This window comes from Curtobacterium sp. Curtsp22 (assembly GCF_059492135.1).
The window spans coordinates 1,780,981-1,796,830 of the sequence record NZ_CP168519.1 but is presented as its reverse complement, the minus strand read 5'-3'; the positions used below and the strand labels follow the sequence as shown (position 1 = coordinate 1,796,830).

Annotated in this window: 15 protein-coding genes; 5 read left to right on the top strand and 10 right to left on the bottom strand. The window is 71.8% G+C overall.

Annotated features, from left to right (window positions below; genetic code table 11):
- Window positions 1-27: 27 nt before the first annotated feature.
- Entirely contained in the window at window positions 28-390 is a 363-nt protein-coding gene (locus ACEN8D_RS08510) for a sterol carrier family protein (protein ID WP_071294508.1), read from the top strand.
- A gap of 399 nt (window positions 391-789) precedes the next feature.
- Here ACEN8D_RS08510 and ACEN8D_RS08505 read toward each other — a convergent pair whose 3' ends face one another.
- Window positions 790-3,363, bottom strand: coding sequence for a helix-turn-helix transcriptional regulator (locus ACEN8D_RS08505; protein ID WP_229085418.1), 2,574 nt, complete (start codon window positions 3,361-3,363; stop codon window positions 790-792).
- A gap of 107 nt (window positions 3,364-3,470) precedes the next feature.
- On the opposite strand from ACEN8D_RS08505, the gene ACEN8D_RS08500 reads away from it, so the two are divergent.
- On the top strand, window positions 3,471-3,866 hold the full coding sequence (locus tag ACEN8D_RS08500) for a hypothetical protein (protein ID WP_083295078.1): 396 nt from the start codon (window positions 3,471-3,473) through the stop codon (window positions 3,864-3,866).
- A gap of 142 nt (window positions 3,867-4,008) precedes the next feature.
- Here the strand turns inward: ACEN8D_RS08500 and purF are convergent, their stop codons facing one another.
- A complete protein-coding gene (gene purF / locus ACEN8D_RS08495) occupies window positions 4,009-5,466 on the bottom strand; it encodes an amidophosphoribosyltransferase (protein WP_413398983.1) in 1,458 nt (485 codons plus the stop codon).
- A 73-nt stretch (window positions 5,467-5,539) separates the two neighbouring features.
- Here purF and purM point away from each other — a divergent pair, with 73 nt between their 5' ends.
- A complete protein-coding gene (purM, locus tag ACEN8D_RS08490) occupies window positions 5,540-6,634 on the top strand; it encodes a phosphoribosylformylglycinamidine cyclo-ligase (protein ID WP_413398982.1) in 1,095 nt (364 codons plus the stop codon).
- Between the two features lie 435 nt (window positions 6,635-7,069).
- Here the strand turns inward: purM and ACEN8D_RS08485 are convergent, their stop codons facing one another.
- Entirely contained in the window at window positions 7,070-7,291 is a 222-nt protein-coding gene (locus tag ACEN8D_RS08485) for a DUF3073 domain-containing protein (RefSeq protein ID WP_070417000.1), read from the bottom strand.
- A 158-nt stretch (window positions 7,292-7,449) separates the two neighbouring features.
- On the opposite strand from ACEN8D_RS08485, the gene ACEN8D_RS08480 reads away from it, so the two are divergent.
- Entirely contained in the window at window positions 7,450-8,613 is a 1,164-nt protein-coding gene (locus ACEN8D_RS08480) for an NAD(P)-binding domain-containing protein (RefSeq protein ID WP_413399943.1), read from the top strand.
- A 104-nt stretch (window positions 8,614-8,717) separates the two neighbouring features.
- Here ACEN8D_RS08480 and ACEN8D_RS08475 read toward each other — a convergent pair whose 3' ends face one another.
- The 4 genes from ACEN8D_RS08475 to ACEN8D_RS08460 form a co-directional block, all read right to left on the bottom strand.
- Window positions 8,718-9,158, bottom strand: a complete 441-nt coding sequence (locus ACEN8D_RS08475) for a DoxX family protein (RefSeq protein WP_413399942.1) — start codon at window positions 9,156-9,158, stop codon at window positions 8,718-8,720.
- A gap of 109 nt (window positions 9,159-9,267) precedes the next feature.
- Entirely contained in the window at window positions 9,268-9,531 is a 264-nt protein-coding gene (locus ACEN8D_RS08470) for a DUF3072 domain-containing protein (RefSeq protein ID WP_413399941.1), read from the bottom strand.
- 145 nt (window positions 9,532-9,676) lie between these two features.
- Window positions 9,677-10,414: a hypothetical protein gene (locus ACEN8D_RS08465; protein ID WP_413461622.1), complete on the bottom strand. Its 738-nt coding sequence runs from the start codon at window positions 10,412-10,414 to the stop codon at window positions 9,677-9,679.
- A gap of 11 nt (window positions 10,415-10,425) precedes the next feature.
- The gene (locus tag ACEN8D_RS08460; protein ID WP_413461621.1) at window positions 10,426-12,639 is read right to left on the bottom strand and encodes an APC family permease; all 2,214 of its coding nucleotides are present in this window, start codon (window positions 12,637-12,639) and stop codon (window positions 10,426-10,428) included.
- Window positions 12,640-12,769: 130 nt separating this feature from the next.
- On the opposite strand from ACEN8D_RS08460, the gene ACEN8D_RS08455 reads away from it, so the two are divergent.
- Window positions 12,770-13,558, top strand: a complete 789-nt coding sequence (locus ACEN8D_RS08455) for a MerR family transcriptional regulator (RefSeq protein WP_413461620.1) — start codon at window positions 12,770-12,772, stop codon at window positions 13,556-13,558.
- Window positions 13,559-13,627: 69 nt separating this feature from the next.
- Here the strand turns inward: ACEN8D_RS08455 and ACEN8D_RS08450 are convergent, their stop codons facing one another.
- The 3 genes from ACEN8D_RS08450 to yczE are packed head-to-tail and all read right to left on the bottom strand — an operon-like array spanning window position 13,628 to window position 15,827.
- The gene (locus tag ACEN8D_RS08450; protein WP_413399378.1) at window positions 13,628-14,209 is read right to left on the bottom strand and encodes a PadR family transcriptional regulator; all 582 of its coding nucleotides are present in this window, start codon (window positions 14,207-14,209) and stop codon (window positions 13,628-13,630) included.
- On the bottom strand, window positions 14,206-15,084 hold the full coding sequence (locus ACEN8D_RS08445) for a DUF4097 family beta strand repeat-containing protein (protein WP_413399377.1): 879 nt from the start codon (window positions 15,082-15,084) through the stop codon (window positions 14,206-14,208). Before ACEN8D_RS08445 ends, ACEN8D_RS08450 begins: the two co-directional genes overlap by 4 nt.
- Complete coding sequence (yczE, locus tag ACEN8D_RS08440; protein ID WP_413399376.1) at window positions 15,045-15,827, bottom strand: membrane protein YczE; 783 nt, start codon at window positions 15,825-15,827, stop codon at window positions 15,045-15,047. Before yczE ends, ACEN8D_RS08445 begins: the two co-directional genes overlap by 40 nt.
- Window positions 15,828-15,850: the final 23 nt, after the last annotated feature.

Here is a 15,850-nt window from a genome sequence, read left to right as displayed (position 1 = left end):
TTGCGATGCGACGGCTAGCCTGTGGACATGCCACCCAGGAGGATCGAGGACGCGGAGGGCCGCGCCGCGCTCACCGCCGTGCAACAGGGGGCCACCGCTCGGCCGACCCTGGCGACCGCGGTGCGGTGGTCGTTGCAGCGCCTCGCGGAGGACGTGCCCGGCAACAGCGTCGAGGTGCGGGTCCCGCCGTTCGCGGCGGTCCAGGCCGTCCCCGGTCCCCGGCACACCCGTGGGACGCCGCCGAACGTGGTCGAGACGGACGCGGCCACGTGGCTCGCGCTCGCCACCGGCGAGCTGCGCTGGGACGAGGCCGTCGCGCAGTCGCGCGTCAGCGCGTCCGGGTCACGTGCGGACCTGACGGACTTCCTGCCGGTGCGTCTGGCCGTCTGAGACGGCCGCCGACACGGGACAGCAGACGGCCCCGAATCGGGACAGCAGACGGCCCCGAATCGGGACAGCAGACGGTCGCGGAGCAGCCAGCAGACGGTCGCGTGTGCCGGACGGGAGGAACGGTGCCAGCCCGCCCCGCGCCTCCTGGTCCATACGGACGCAAGTACTTAGACGGCCTCACCGAATTAGGTAGTACCTACTGATGTGACGTCGCCGACCCGGCGAATACCGTAGAAGTCGCCGGGATTCGGACCCGACCCGAACGGGTCCGAACCCGGCGACAGGGTCAAAGGTACGCGACATTCCGTACATCCTGTCAACCGTTCCGGCGAGTCGTGCTGCATTCCGCAACGAACCTGCGGCTTCCGGAGGCGCGGTTGCGCCCGGACGACTCGCCGATCAGAGCAGCTCGGCGAGCTCCGTGCGCGCGTGCAGGTCCCACTTCGTGAACACCCGTGACAGATGGGCGTCGATCGTGCGCACGCTGAGGCCGAGCACCTCGGCGATGCGGCGGTTGCTCATGCCCTGCGCGGCGAGCTCGGCGACCTCGTACTCGCGGTTGGTGAGCGGTGGCTTCACCCGTCCGGCCGACACCGCCATCCCGTGCGACGCGAGCACGCCCTGGGCCGCGATGATCCGGGTCCGTTCGTCGGCGCGGATCGCCTCGGCGTACTCGACGATGGCTCCCGCGAGCGGTCCGTCGACCCGGGTGGCGGCGTCGCGCATCCGTTCGAGGGACGCGGCGGAGTCCCGCCCGTTCAGCATGTCGTTCGTGTAGTGCAGCGTCTGCGCGTACATGACGTGCGTCCAGGACCCGCTCGCCGTCCCGCGCTCGATGATGTCGTCCGCGTGCCGCAGGCCCGCCGGGTTGCCGAGCACGGCCTCGGTCCACGCGATCGTCACCGCGATCTGCTCGCCGATGATCCGCATCGCCCGGAGCGGCGTCGACCGGGCGCGTTCGAGCGCTGCTGAGGCTTCCTCGGCGCGACCGGCGTAGGCGTACGACATCGCGAGCCGTGCCCACGGGTAGGCCGCGAACCCGCCGTGGTCCGCCACGTCGTACCGCTCGCAGGCGGCGGAGAACGCGGCGATGGCGTCGTCCCAGCGCCGCTGGCCGAGCGCGAGGTTGCCCTCGCCGATGAGCTCGAGCGTGAAGTCGTACTTCAGGTAGGGGCTGGACCGGCGGACCGGGACCTCGGTGATGAGGTCGGCGATGTCGCCCCGCCAGACCTGCAGCTGGTGCAGCACGGAGACGATCTCGCCGACGCTCCAGGGGGCGTCCTCGAGGTGCTCGACCGCGGTCGCCAGGCAGGCCCGGCCGAACGCCGCCGCCTCGTCCAGCCGGCCCCCGGTCGCGAGGGCCATCACCGCGCACGGCGCCAGGCAGAGGAAGGCGAACGGCACCGTCGCCGCGTGCACGATGCCCGAGCGCTCGAGTTCGGCGCGGACCTCGTCGAAGCTGCCGCCCCAGCCGAGGTGGGCGAGCCGCAGCAGCCGGAGCCGTTCGACGGCGTCGCCGGAGACGAACCGTGCGGCGACGTCGGTCAGGGCCACCGCGGCGAGGACGTCGTCGTCGTGGAACTGTCGGATGTTCGCGAGGGTCTCGCACGCCTCGATCACGGCGTGGTCGTCGACCTCGGTCGGAGCCGAGCACACCACGGCCCAGGCGGCCTCGGCATCGGCGCGACCGGCCTCGCGACCGGTGCTGTACGAGTGCGCGAGCGACCGCAGGCAGTGCGCGGCGACCCTTTCACTCGGGCTGAGCGTGGTGCGCAGGGCCGCCGAGGCGAGGGCGATGCCGCTCTCGTGCTCCTGCAGCCGGACGGCGACCTGGGCGGCGTCGAGCAGCTGGTCGACCGGGGGCAGCACGCCGCACTCCAGCGACCACAGCGCGGCACGGAGCCGGGCGGCCGGCGGGGCACCCTCGGGGCGGTCGGTGCGGAACGCGTTGGCGCGGGCGAACAGCGCCGTCCGCCGGGCGACCGGGACGAGTGCCCGGACGACCTCGCCGACGAGCGGGTGCGACGGACGGACGACCGCGGCGCCGTCGTCGAGCGAGTCGATGCGGACGAGGCCGAGCGCCACCACCCGGTCGACGTCCCCGCCGCTGACGAGCCCGATCAGCCGCGCGAGGGGGATCGGGTCCGCGAGGGCGACGATGTCGACCACGTCGCGGAGGTCCTCCGGCAGCGAGCCGAGCTCGGTCCGGTACATGTCGGCGAGGCTGTTCGACGCCGTCACCCGGCCCCGCCAGTACCAGCCCGTCGCGGTCTGGTCGAGGGCACCGGAGGCGAGTGCGGACCGGACGACCTCGCGGATGTAGAGCGGGTTGCCGGCGGTGGCGCGGTGCACCCGCTCCGCCGACGCCGTCTCGAGCTGGGCACCGAGCGCCTCGGCGATGAGGGACGAGGTCTCGTGCAGGTCGAGCGGTTCGAGGTCGATGCGCTCCAGCAGGTCGTCCTGCCACAGGGCGCGCAGGGGTTCGGGGAGCGCGGTGAAGTCGCGGCACGTCAGCACGAGACGGGCGCCCTGCTCGCGGACGAGCCATGCCACGTACCGCGCCGAGATCGCGTCGAGGTGGTCGGCGTCGTCGACGCGCAGGAGGACGTCGCGGTCGGTGAGCTCCTCGCTCTCGCGCAGGCGCTGCTCGGCACCGCCGGCACCGACGAGCTCGGCGAGCGACCCGGGGAGCTCCCCGAAGCGCTCGGCCACCGCGCCGAACGGCATCGAGCGGCTGGCGGCGACGGCAGTGATCGGCACGACGAGGGTCCGGCCGGAGGTGTCACGCCCGGAGACCCGGTCGGTGACCCGCACCGCGGCCGAGCTCTTGCCGAGACCGGGAGCACCGACGAGCGCGACGCTCCACCGGTGCTCGGCCACGACCGAGACGGCTCGGTCCTCCTCGCGACGCTGGAGGATCGGCCAGCCGATCCGCGCCGGGATCCGGGAACCACGAGTGGTCCGTTCGCGCATCTGCCGTACCTCCTCCCCGTGGATACCGATCGGTAGGGACCATCCTCTCCCGGATCGACCTGGCCGCACAGACCGGAGCACGTCCCACAGTGGGGGACAATGGGACCGTGAGCAACACCGATCGACCCGACGAACGACCGGCTCCGGCGCCGAACGCCGTCTCCTCCTCCGACGAGGTGACGATCCGTCGCGCCCCGAAGTTCGGCGTCTTCATCGTGGGCGGTGCGGTGCTCGGCTTCATCGCGACGCTCATCGTGGTGTCGCTCACCATGGACATCGACCGCGGGGACACGCAGGAGACCGCGAGCTTCGGCAGCCTGGTGGGGTACTTCAGCCTGTGGGGCGTCACGATCGGCGCCTTCGTCGGCGCGGTCGTCGCCGTCGTCCTGGACCGCGTGTTCTCGCGCCGTGCGGCTCGCCTCACGGCGGAGCGCGTCGAGGTCGAGCTGCCGCCCGAGACGGTGGACGGCGAGATCGAGGACCACGGCGACCAGGCGCGGTAGACGCGACCGGTCGGACGGGAGGCGCGGTGCCAGCTGGCACCGTCCCTCCAGGCACGGCCGTCACCCCGCTGGCGCGGTGCGCCGGAACCGGCTGGTGGGGCCCACCTCCCGTCAGTCAGGCCGTCGCGTTCGCGACCCGCGCTCAGCTGAGTTGGTTGGCCTCGACCCAGGACAGGTACTCCGGGCTGACCGTGCCCGTGACGTACTCACCCGTGAAGCAGCTCATCTCGAGGTCCGTGACGTCGGAGCCCTCGATGATCGCGTCGCGCATGTCGCCGATCTCCTGGTAGATCAGGTGGTCGCTGCCGAGCACCTTGTTGATCTCCGGGATCTTCCGGTCGTGGGCGATGAGCTCCGCGCGGGTCGGCATGTTGATGCCGTACACGTGCGGGTACCGGACAGGCGGCGCGGCGCTCGTGAACGTGACCTCGTTCGCACCGGCGGCGCGGGCCATCTCGACGATCTCGCGGCTCGTCGTGCCGCGCACGATCGAGTCGTCGACGATGAGGATGTTCTTGCCCTTGAACTCGGACGACATCGCGTTGAGCTTCTGGCGCACGGACCGCTTGCGCTCCGCCTGCCCCGGCATGATGAACGTGCGGCCGACGTAGCGGTTCTTGTAGAAGCCCTCGCGGTACTCGATGCCGAGCTTCTGCGCGACCTGCATCGCGGCCGGGCGGCTCGAGTCCGGGATCGGCATGACCACGTCGATGTCACCGGTGGGGGCGTACTGCGCGATCGTGTCCGCCAGGCGGTTGCCCAGCCGGAGGCGGGCGTCGTACACCGAGATGCCGTTCATGACGGAGTCGGGACGGGCGAGGTAGACGTACTCGAACGAGCACGGCACCAGGCGCGGGTTCTTCGCGCACTGACGGGCGTGCATCTGGCCGTTCATCTCGATGAAGATCGCTTCACCGGGGGCGACGTCGCGGACGATCTCGTAGCCGCCGGACTCGAGCACGAGGGACTCGGAGGCGACGACCCACTCCGGCTTGCCGGCCGCGTCGAACTTGTGCCCGAGGATCAGCGGGCGGATGCCGAACGGGTCGCGGAACGCCAGCAGCCCGTGCCCGGCGATGGTCGCGATGGCGGCGTAGGAACCCTCGACCCGCTCGTGCACGCGCTCGACGGCGTCGAAGACCTGCCCGGGGTCGAGGTCCTTGCCGCGCACCTGGCCCTGGAGCTCGTGCGCGAGCACGTTCACCAGCAGCTCGGTGTCGGAACTCGTGTTGAGGTGCCGCCGGTCGATGTCGAACAGTTCACGGGTGAGTTCCCGCGTGTTCGTCAGGTTGCCGTTGTGCACGAGGACGATGCCGTAGGGCGCGTTCACGTAGAACGGCTGGGCCTCTTCCTCGTTGCTGGCGGCACCCTTGGTGGCGTACCGGACGTGCCCGAGGCCCATGGTGCCCAGCAGGGCGCGCATGTCCCGGGTGCGGAAGGACTCCCGCACGTGACCGCGGGTCTTGTGCATGTGGTGGATGTGACCCTCGACCGTGGCGATGCCCGTCGAGTCCTGTCCCCGGTGTTGCAGGAGGAGCAGTGCGTCGTAGATGGATTGGTTGGCGGGGCCCTGTGCAACGAGGCCGACGATGCCGCACATTCGCGGGTGTGCTCCAGACCGTAGAATCGGGGGGTACCGAACAAGTCTGCCATGTCACCGCGAAGGACTCAGCATGCCCAACCCGTACGCCGAAGCCGGAGTGGACACCGCCGCCGGTGACCTGGCCGTCGAACTCATGAAGTCCGCAGTCGCGGCCACCCACACCCCGTCGGTCCTGGGTGGCGTCGGTGGCTTCGCCGGGCTCTACGACGTCTCGTTCCTGAAGGACTTCTCACGGCCGCTGCTCGCGACCTCCACCGACGGCGTCGGGACGAAGGTCGCCATCGCGCAGGCGATCGACAAGCACGACACGATCGGGCAGGACCTCGTCGGCATGGTCGTCGACGACATCGTCGTGGTCGGCGCGAAGCCGCTCTTCATGACGGACTACATCGCCTGCGGCCGGGTCGTCCCCGGGCGCATCGCGGACATCGTCGCCGGCATCGCCCGCGGCTGCTCGGAGACCGGCACCGCGCTGGTCGGGGGCGAGACGGCGGAGCACCCCGGGCTGCTCGGGCCGGACGACTACGACGTGGCCGGTGCCGCGGTCGGCGCGGTCGAGGCCGGGTCGCAGCTCGGCGCGCACCTCGTGCAGGACGGCGACGTCGTCGTGGCGATCGAGTCCTCCGGGCTGCACTCCAACGGGTACTCGCTCGTGCGGCACATCCTGTCGTCGCGCGGTGTCGGGTACACCGACTCGTTGCCGGAGCTCGGCGGCCTCGTCGGGGAAGCCCTGCTCGAGCCGACGCGCCTCTACACGACGCCGCTGCTGTCGCTCATCGAGCAGCACCCGGGCGCCGTGCACTCGCTGTCGCACGTCACGGGCGGTGGCATCGCGGCGAACCTGGCGCGCGTGCTGCCCGTCGGGTCCTGGGCCGAGGTCGATCGCTCCACGTGGGAGCCGCTCCCCGTCTTCCGTGTGCTCGCGTCGATGGCGGGCACTCCCATCGAGGACACCGAGGGCACCTGGAACCTCGGCATCGGCATGTTCGCGGTCGTGTCGGCCGCTGCGGCGTCGGACGTCATCGCGTCGCTCGGGGCCGCCGGGCTGCCGTCGTGGGCGGTCGGGACGATCTCGACCTCGGCGCGTGACCTCGACGGGTTCGAGCAGGGCGCGAAGGGCGTCGACGGCGGCGCGGTGCGGCTCGTGGGGGCGTACGCGGGCTGAGCGCGGGCGCGCGGGCCGCGCGGGCGCGCCGCGCGGGCCGCGGGGGCGCCGCGCGAGCGCCGCGCGGGCGCCGCGGGCTCGAGGTCGCACGAACTGCCGTCCGGACTCCTTCCGGGCGGCAGTTCGTGCGACCGGGGTGGAACGGGCGCGGCAGGTCGTGCGACCTCGGCTTGGTCGTTCGTCGCGCACGAGGGTCGTTGCGGACGCGCGGGTGCGACATCGTCGCTGTCGTGCGACGTCGGATTCGTCGTTCGTTGCGCGCGCCGGTCGTTGCGGGCGCGCGGGTGCGACATCGTCGCTGTCGTGCGACGTCGAGGATGTCGTTCCGAGTCCGCGGGGCCCCGGCCGACGTCAGACGCGGGCAGCACCGGGCGGCAGGCACGACGAAACGCCGCGCTGCCCCGGAGGGTGCGCGGCGTCGTCATCGAGCCTGGGTCAGGCGGACTTGTTCTGGTCCTGCTGCGGTTCGAACTCGTCGTCTTCTTCGAGCTGGTCATCACCGTATTGGTCTGCCCAGCGGTCGACGTAGGAGTTCTCGTCCGAGTGTTGCCCGGCGGAGAGCTCTCGTTCGAGCGCACCGTAGTTCGTCTCCGGGCTGAAGTACTTCAGTTCCCGGGCGACCTTGGTGTGCTTCGCCTTCTGACGGCCGCGCCCCATGCGTGACCCCCTCGTGATCGGCTCTGGTCCGGTCCTGGCGGGAGAGGAGTCACCCGGGGAACCGAACGGTTTCGTGGTTTGAAATCTGCCGATCACTCTACCATGTACCCCGATCTGGACGTCGCCGCGACGGCCCCGCCCACAGCAGAATCGAAGTGATGACAGACGACGCGCAGGCCCCGGCCGACCAGCACGCCCGGGTCGTGGTGATCGGCGCGGGTCAGGCCGGCCTCTCGGTGGGATACCACCTCCGCCGGCTCGGCCTGACGCCGGGGAGCGATCTGGTGCTGCTCGACCGGGCGCCGAGCACGGGTGGAGCCTGGCAGTTCCGGTGGGAGGCCCTCCGCCTCGGAGCCGCGCACCGCGTGCACGACCTGCCCGGGATGAACGCTATGGGCCTCCGGTTCGACGACGCCGACCGGTCGCGACCGGCGCGGGACGTCGTCGGCGAGTACTACCGGCGCTTCGAGCAGCACTACGACCTGCGGGTCCGCCGTCCGGTCTCGGTGTCGTCCGTGTCGCGCATCGGGGACAGCCCCGGAGCGTCCGGAGGCCTGTGCGTCACCGTCCGGACCGCCGACGGGCGCACGAGCCGGATCGGCGCCGAGGTCGTCGTGAACGCCTCCGGGACGTGGGGCACGCCGTTCGTCCCGTGGTACCCAGGTCGGGATGCCTTCGGCGGTCGGCAGCTGGACACGACGGAGTACCGGAGCGCGGCGGAGTTCGCCGGTCAGGACGTGGTGGTCGTCGGCGGTGGCACCAGCGCGATCGGGTTCCTGCTCGAGCTCGACGGCGTCGCCGAGCGGACCCGGTGGTTCACCCGGCGGCCCATGGTGTGGTCGGAGTCGGCGGCGCTCGACCTCGAGTCCGCGGTGGCGGCGGTCGACGAGCAGGACCGGGCCGCCCGGGCGGGGGAGACCCTGCCGAGCATCGTCTCCGGCACCGGTGTCCCCGTGTCGCGACGGATCCGTGCCGGACTCGAGCGGGGTGTGCTGCAGGACTCGCCGATGTTCACCCGGCTCGACGAGACCGGCGTGGTCACGGCCGAGGGCGAGCACGTGCACGCCGACGCCGTGATCTGGGCGACCGGGTTCCGTGCGGACCTGCGGCACCTCGCGCCGCTGCACCTGCGGACCGCGGCCGGGGGCATCGTGGTCGAGGACGGTCGGTCGGTGGATGAGCCGCGGTTGTTCCTCCCGGGGTACGGGCCGCAGGCGTCGACCATCGGGGCGAACCGTGCCGGGCGGCGGATCGCCCGGCAGGTGATGGACGTGCTCGCGGATGACGATGCGGGCTCGGCGCCGGCGGCCCGGTCCGACTGACCTCGCACGGTGCGACGTCGCCGACGCACTGTGCGAGGTTCCGCGCCCGGTGCGGGGCGAACACCGTCCCACCGAGCGCGGAACCTCGCACACTGGCGCGGGCGTCAGGCGGGCAGGGGCTCCTCGACGCCACGACGCCGGCGGGAGGCCAGCAGGAACACCGCGTCGAGCGAGAACCGCCCCGGCCCGGTCAGCGCCACCGCGACGGACGCCACCGCGAGCACGAGGACGTACTCGAACCCGCCGTCCTGCGAGTAGAACCCCGCGGACGCGTGCGCGAGCAGGCCTGCCACGACCATGTCGACCGCGAGCAGCACGCCCACGATCCGGGTCGCGACGCCGAGCACGAGGAACGCCCCGCCGACGAGTTCGAGCCCGGCGACGAGGGGTGCCGCGACCTCGGCGAGGGGGACGCCCATGCCGGAGAAGCCCTGGGACACGGAGCCGATCCCCTGCGCGAACTTCTGGGCGCCGTGGGCGATGAACACCACGCCGAGGACGATGCGGAGCGCGGTCAGGCCGATGGAGGTCGATGTCGTTCGCATGCCGTCGAAGCTAACCGGTGACGCGTCATCATCCACCCCCGTCCGGGGGACTTCCCGGACATCACCAGAACATGCCCAGGCACGGGTCCGCAGAAGCGCGGACCCGCGTTCAGGAATCGGCGCCGCGCCCGGTCTGCTGCTGCAGGCGGTCGATGTGCTCCGAGGCCTCGGCCTTGGTGAGGTCGGCGGGGAGTTCCTCGCCTGCCTCGCGGGCGAGGGTGTCGAGGTAGCTGCGCTGCGGCCCGGTCATGGGCTCGTCACCGGTGACCCACTGCTCGGGGTCCTTGCTGGCGTCGGTGCTGGGGTCGGGGCGGGCTCCGCCGAGGGTCTCGGGCTGGCCGGTGCGGTCGTCGATCGGGTCTGCGTCACTCATGGCGTGGACGCTACGCCGCACCCCCGACCGGAACGCCCACCGTGGCGTCCCCCGGACACACGGCGCCCCCGCCCGTGGCAGCGCCCCCGCCCGTGGCAGCACCCACGCCCGCGGCAGCGCCCACGCCCCGCGGCAGCGCCCGCGGTCAGTCCGCGACCGCGGTGTACTGCACCAGGTCCGGGCCGACCGAGCTCACCGCGATCGGGACCGACCGGTCGTCGCGGCGGATCCAGATCGTCGCGGCACGCTCGTCGATCCGCTCGACCTCGTGCAGGGTGCCGTCGATCAGGACGGCAGCGCGGACCAGGACGTGCCCGGTGCCCGAGCGCGGCGGCAGCCCCACGACGTCGTCGCCGAAGGCCGGGTACCGACCGGGCGACAGGAACGGCGACACCGGGGTGGTCACGATCTCGAGGCCCTCGTCGACCGCGCGCACCGCCACGAGCCGCACCGCCTGGTCGGTGGGGAGCGGCACGTCGACGACCGGGGCGTCCGCGGAACCCGCCAGTGCGCGGAAGGCGGGCCGACCGTCGGGGGCAAGCCGCGCCTCCAGGCCGTCGATCCGGACCCGACCGCGACCGCGTGAATCCGCGTACGTGCCGGGCTCGATCCCGGACCGACGCGCCTCGATCCGGGAGACCACCACACGGTCCGGGCGGTACCAGTCGCGGAGCGTTGCCGGGTCGACCCAGCCGATGCGGTGCGTCGAGTCCTCGGCCGCCTGCTCGTCGAGCGCACCGAGGGGGTGCGGGCCGCGGACGGCGACGAGTCCCTCGTGCGGGCCGCCGGGCGTCGGCTCGTGGTCGAGCACCTCGACGCGCTTCGAGACCTTGCCGCCGTGCCCGTCGAACGTGGCGAACGTGCGCAGGTCGGAGATCGTCATGACGACAGATGCTACGACGAGCGACCGTCGCCGCGTGGAGGCGACGGGACGAGGACGTGCATCTCGCCGGTGCACTGGGTCGGGTCGACGCCCTCGGCGGGACCGGCCGGACGGGTCGCGCGGCGCGGCTGCAGGCTGTTCCGCTGGGCCGATCGGAGCAGGCGGTCGTCCTCGGCGTCGTGCTGGACGATGCCGTGCGGGGAGCGACGGAGTGCGGGGCGGATCGGCTCGCCGCGACGCTCCTGGCCGGGGAGCGGGCGGGATCGCCGGCCGTACAGGAGCTCGGAGGAGTCGAGCAGCCAGGGCACGAGCGCGACGGTCACGCCGTGCACGAGCAGCAGCTTCTTCCGGATGCGGCGACCGCGGTGGTTGTGGAGGAAGGTCTCCCACCAGTGCCCGACGATGAAGACCGGCGTGTAGACGGTCACGACCTCGGAGCCGTGCTCCATCCGGTGCGCCTTGATGTACTTGATGAGCGGCATCGAGATGTCGCGGTAGGGGCTCGGCACGATGGTCAGGGGGACCTCGATGCCGTACTCCTCCCACTGTGCCCTGAGCCGGGCCGCATCGGCGTCGTCGATCGCGACGTGCAGGGCCTCGAAGCTCGCGTGCTTCGCGGCGATCGCGTAGTCGAGGGCCTTGAGCACGGGCTTCTGCAGCTTGTTCACCAGGACGATCGCGTGGTCGCCGGTCGCGCCGAACCGGGTCTCCTCGTCGGCCTCGATCTCGTGCGAGACATCGCGGTAGTACCGGTTCACGCCGAGCATGAGCACGAACAGGATCGGCATGATCAGGAACACGAGCCAGGCGCCGTGCGTGAACTTCGTGATCGTGACGATGACGAGGACGACGAACGTGAAGGTGGCGCCGGTGGCGTTGATGGCACGGGAGCGCATGACCTGCCCACGGTTGACCGGACCAGCCGCGGTGCCCGCCCGGTCCGCCCGCAGCAACCGCGTCCAGTGCACGATCATCCCGGTCTGTCCGAGCGTGAACGACACGAACACACCGATGATGTAGAGCTGGATGAGGCTCGTGACGTTCGCCCGGTACACGATCAGCAGCGCCGCCGCGACGAGGGCGAGCACGATCACGCCGTTCGAGTAGATGAGCCGGTCGCCGCGGGTCGACAGGGCCTTCGGGGCGTACGAGTCGCGCGCGAGGATCGACCCGAGCAGCGGGAAGCCGTTGAACGCCGTGTTGGCGGCGAGCAGCAGCACCGCCGCGGTGGTCGCCTGGATCACGAAGAAGAGGACCGTGTTGTCGCCGAACGTCGCGGCCGCGATCTGCGCGATCAGGGAACGCTGCGGCGTCGTGGCGCACTGCGCGAAGCCCTGCAGGTCGCACGCGCTCTCGGCGTAGTGCACGCGGGAGATGAGGGCGAGCGTGATGAGACCGACGAACAGCACGATCGCGATCGACCCCATGAACACGAGGGTCATCTGCGCGTTCTTGATCTTCGGGCGGCGGAACGCCTGCACGCCGTTCGCGATCGCCTCGACACCGGTCAGCGCCGAGCAGCCGGATGCGAACGCGCGGAGGAGCAGCAGGATGAACGCCGCCTGCGTCGTGTGCTCGACGTTCTGCACCGTGTACGCGGCAGACTCGGCGACCGGGGCGTTGCCCAGTGCTGCCCGGGCGAGCCCGACGACGACCATCACGAACACGCTCGCCACGAACAGGTAGGTCGGCACGGCGAAGGCCTTGCTCGACTCGCGGACGCCCCGGAGGTTCGCGGCGGCGAGGAGCACGACGAACACCAGGGCCAGTTCGACCCGGAACTCGTTGAGGAACGGGAGCGCGGAGATGATGTTGTCCACGCCGGACGCGACCGAGACCGCCACCGTCATGACGTAGTCGACGAGCAGTGCGGAGGCCACGACGAGCCCCGCCTTCTCGCCGAGGTTCCGGTGCGCCACCTCGTAGTCGCCGCCGCCGGACGGGTACGCCTTGATGAGCTGTCGGTAGGACGCGACGACCACGACGAGCAGCAGCACGACGAGGGCGGCGACCCACGGGGCGAACGTCAGGAACGCCATCCCGCCGAGCAGCAGGATCATGAGGAGTTCCTGCGGCGCGTACGCCACGGAGGACAGCGGGTCACTCGCGAAGATCGGCAGTGCCAGGTGCTTCGGGAGGAGCTGTCCCTCGAGCTTCTCGGAGGGGAGGGGATCCCCGATCAGTCGCGCTTTCAACGACCGGATCTCGTTCGTCACGAGCGGCAAACCTACTCATTTCCGGGCGCGAGTCAACACGGCCGACCCCGGTGGTATTCCCCGTCCGTGCCGGTTCGGGTCGGGCGCACCCCGGAAACCCCTTGCAGTTGACGCAGCGTCAACCTCTACCGTGGCCTGCATGAGGGATTCGACAGACACGGCAGCCGCAGCTGCGAAAGCACCGCACGGCATCGCCGACGTGGCGCGTTCCGCCGGTGTGTCGAGCCGCACGCTCCGGCACTACGACGCGATCGGCCTGCTGCCGGCGACCGCGGTCGGCGAGGGCGGGCTCCGACGCTACGACGACCGCGCGCTGGTCCGGCTGCAACGGATCCTCCTGCTGCGCGGGCTCGGACTCGGGCTGGCCGACGTCGGCCGGGTCCTCGACGGCGAGCAGGACGACGTCGCGGCCCTCACGGCGCACGTCGCGTGGCTCGAACGCGAGCGCGACCGGCTCGCGCGGCAGCTCGCGGCCGTGCGGACCACCATCACGAGGCTCGAGGAAGGACAGGACATGAACGCCACCGACACGTTCGACGGGTTCGACCAGACGCGCTTCCGGCAGGAGGTCGAGGAGCGCTGGGGGCCCGCGGCCTGGGACCGAGGCGCACGCTGGTGGGAGTCGAAGGACGCCGCCGCGAAGGAGGCCTTCCAGGCGGAACAGCGGGCGATCGCGCAGGACGCCGCAGCGCTCGCCGCGTCGGGCGCGGGTCCGGCGTCGGAGGCCGGCACGGCACTCGCGCGGCGTCAGTTCGCCTGGCTCGCCGAGGCGACGCCCCCGGCCGAGCTCACCGCCGTCCGGTTCCGCACGCTCGGTGACATGTACGTGCAGGACGAGCGGTTCACGCACGCCTACGAGTGGGCGGGCGCGGGTGCCGCGCGCGCCCTGCGGGACGCGATGCACGCCCTGGCCGACCGCGGCCTGTGACGGACGACCCGCGCCTCCTGGCGGACTGCCTGGAGGCGCGGGTCGTCACCGTCTGTCGGCCGCCGGTCGTCAGAGGGACTTGCGCAGCGCCTCCAGGCCGTCGCGCAGACGCGTGACCGTGTCCGCACCGAGCGTGCCGCGGGTCGCCCGACGGCGGAGGTCCGCGCGGACCTGCTGCCGGAACGACGACAGGACCATCTCGACCTCGCGCAGGGCGCGGGCGCCCTCGGACGGGACGTCCACGGGTTCGTCGGCGGTCCGGCCGCGCGGTGCCTGCGCGCTCGCCGCGAGGTCGGCACGGAGGGACCGCATCGCCTCGCCCACTGAGGCGCGGACGCCGTCGGCCAGGGACTTCACCGAGTCGTTGACGCCGTTCTCGACCGCGGCGATCTCGTCGGCACGGGCGTCGAGCTCGGCACGGCCCGCGTCGGTGATCGCGTAGACGGTCTTCCGGCCGTCCGGGGACTTCGTGACGAGCCCCTCTTCCTCGAGCTTGGCGAGCCGCGGGTACACGGTGCCGGCGCTCGGGACGTAGGTGCCGCCGAAGCGGTCGCCGAGGGCCTGGATGACCTCGTACCCGTGCATCGGGTGGTCGGCCAGCAGCACGAGCAGGTAGAGGCGCAGGTGGCCGTGCGCGAAGACGGGGCTCATTCGGGCACCTCGCCGTCGTTCACCGGGGCCGCGGGCGTGGTCGGTGCAGCCGGCGCGGTCGGTTCCGTCGGCTCCGCGACCGGTGGTGCGTGCAGCACCGCGATGTCGCCGGACACCGAGTTCACCTTGAGGTCGAGCCACTGCCCGGACAGCTCGCCGCCCTGCTTGACGTAGGACCCCCGCACGCCGCGGATCTCCGAGTCGTCGAACTGCAGCTTGCCCGAGGCGGTGCTGACGGTGCACTGGTAGGGCACGCCGTCCTCGAGTCGGACGCTCACCGCACCGGACACCGTGTTGACGCGGGCCTGGTCGGGGGTGCCGTGCAGGTCGAGCACCACGTCGGCGCTCACCCCGTCGGCCGAGAACCGCGGGATCGCCCCGGTCGCCACGACGTCGCCGGAGACGGTGTGCACCGTCAGGGCGCCGTCGAGCTCGCGGATGGTCGTCGTGCCGGACACCGCGTTCACGGTGACGTCACCCGCGACGTCGTCGACGACGAGGTCGCCGGACACCGTGTTGAGCGTGGCGCCGCGGTTCGTGCCGGACAGCAGGGCGCCGGCCGAGACGACGCCGAGGGTGACGACGGCGTCGCGGGGCACGAGGACGCTGACGTCGGCGTGGGCCTTGCCGCGGAACGACTTCAGGAAGCCGATCGGGTCGTCCCACCGGACCTGCGGGTGGTCGATCGTGAGCGTGTCGCCGTCGAGCTCGATCTTCATCGGCTTGCCGGACACGCTGTGCACCTCGACGCGGGCGGTCGGCTCGTCGTGCGCGACGACGTCCACCTGTCCTCCGGCGAGGCCCACGCGCAAGCGGCGGACGATCCCGGTGTCGATCACCTTCGGCTCCTCGACGAGCCACTTCTCCTGGGCCATGTTGCCTCCTCGAACTCGCGATGTATCGCGTCTGTAGCAGACACGTTATATCGCGACCTGGGCGCACGCAAGGGCTCTAGGCGACCTCCGAGGCGGCGGCGACCCGCGCCTCCTGGACCGGTGTGGCGGCACGCGTCCGTTCCGGGGCTCCACGGGAACCGGCGGAAGACCGGCATGAGCGGCTGCACCATCGGACCGATCGCGAACGCCGCGACCACGGTGCCGGCTCCGACGTCGCCGCCGAGGAACCAGCCGACGATCACGACCGAGACCTCGATGACGGTCCGCGCCACCCACACCGGCCAGCCGAGGCGCTCGTGCAGGCCGACCATCAGGCCGTCGCGAGCGCCCGTGCCGAAGCCGGCGCCGATGTAGAACGCGGTGGCGACCGCCAGGAGCACCAGCCCGGCGACGAACAGGAGGACCCGGCCGACGAGTTCCGACGGCGTCGGGACGAGCCAGAGCACGAGGTCGGCGCTCGGTCCGATCGCCAGGGCGTTGAGCAGCGTCCCGATGCCCGGCTTCTGGCGGAGCGGGATCCAGAACAGCAGGATGACGCCGCTCGACACCACGGTGATGACGCCGAAGGACCACGGCACCACGTTCTCGAGCCCCTCCGTGAGGACCGTCCACGACGAGACCCCGACGACCGCACGCACCTGCAGCGCCGTCGAGGCGCCGTAGAGGAACAGGCCCACGAAGAGCTGGACGAAGCGGAGCGTGAGGGCGGTGGAGCGGGTCATGGCTTGATCGTCGTGGAGATTGG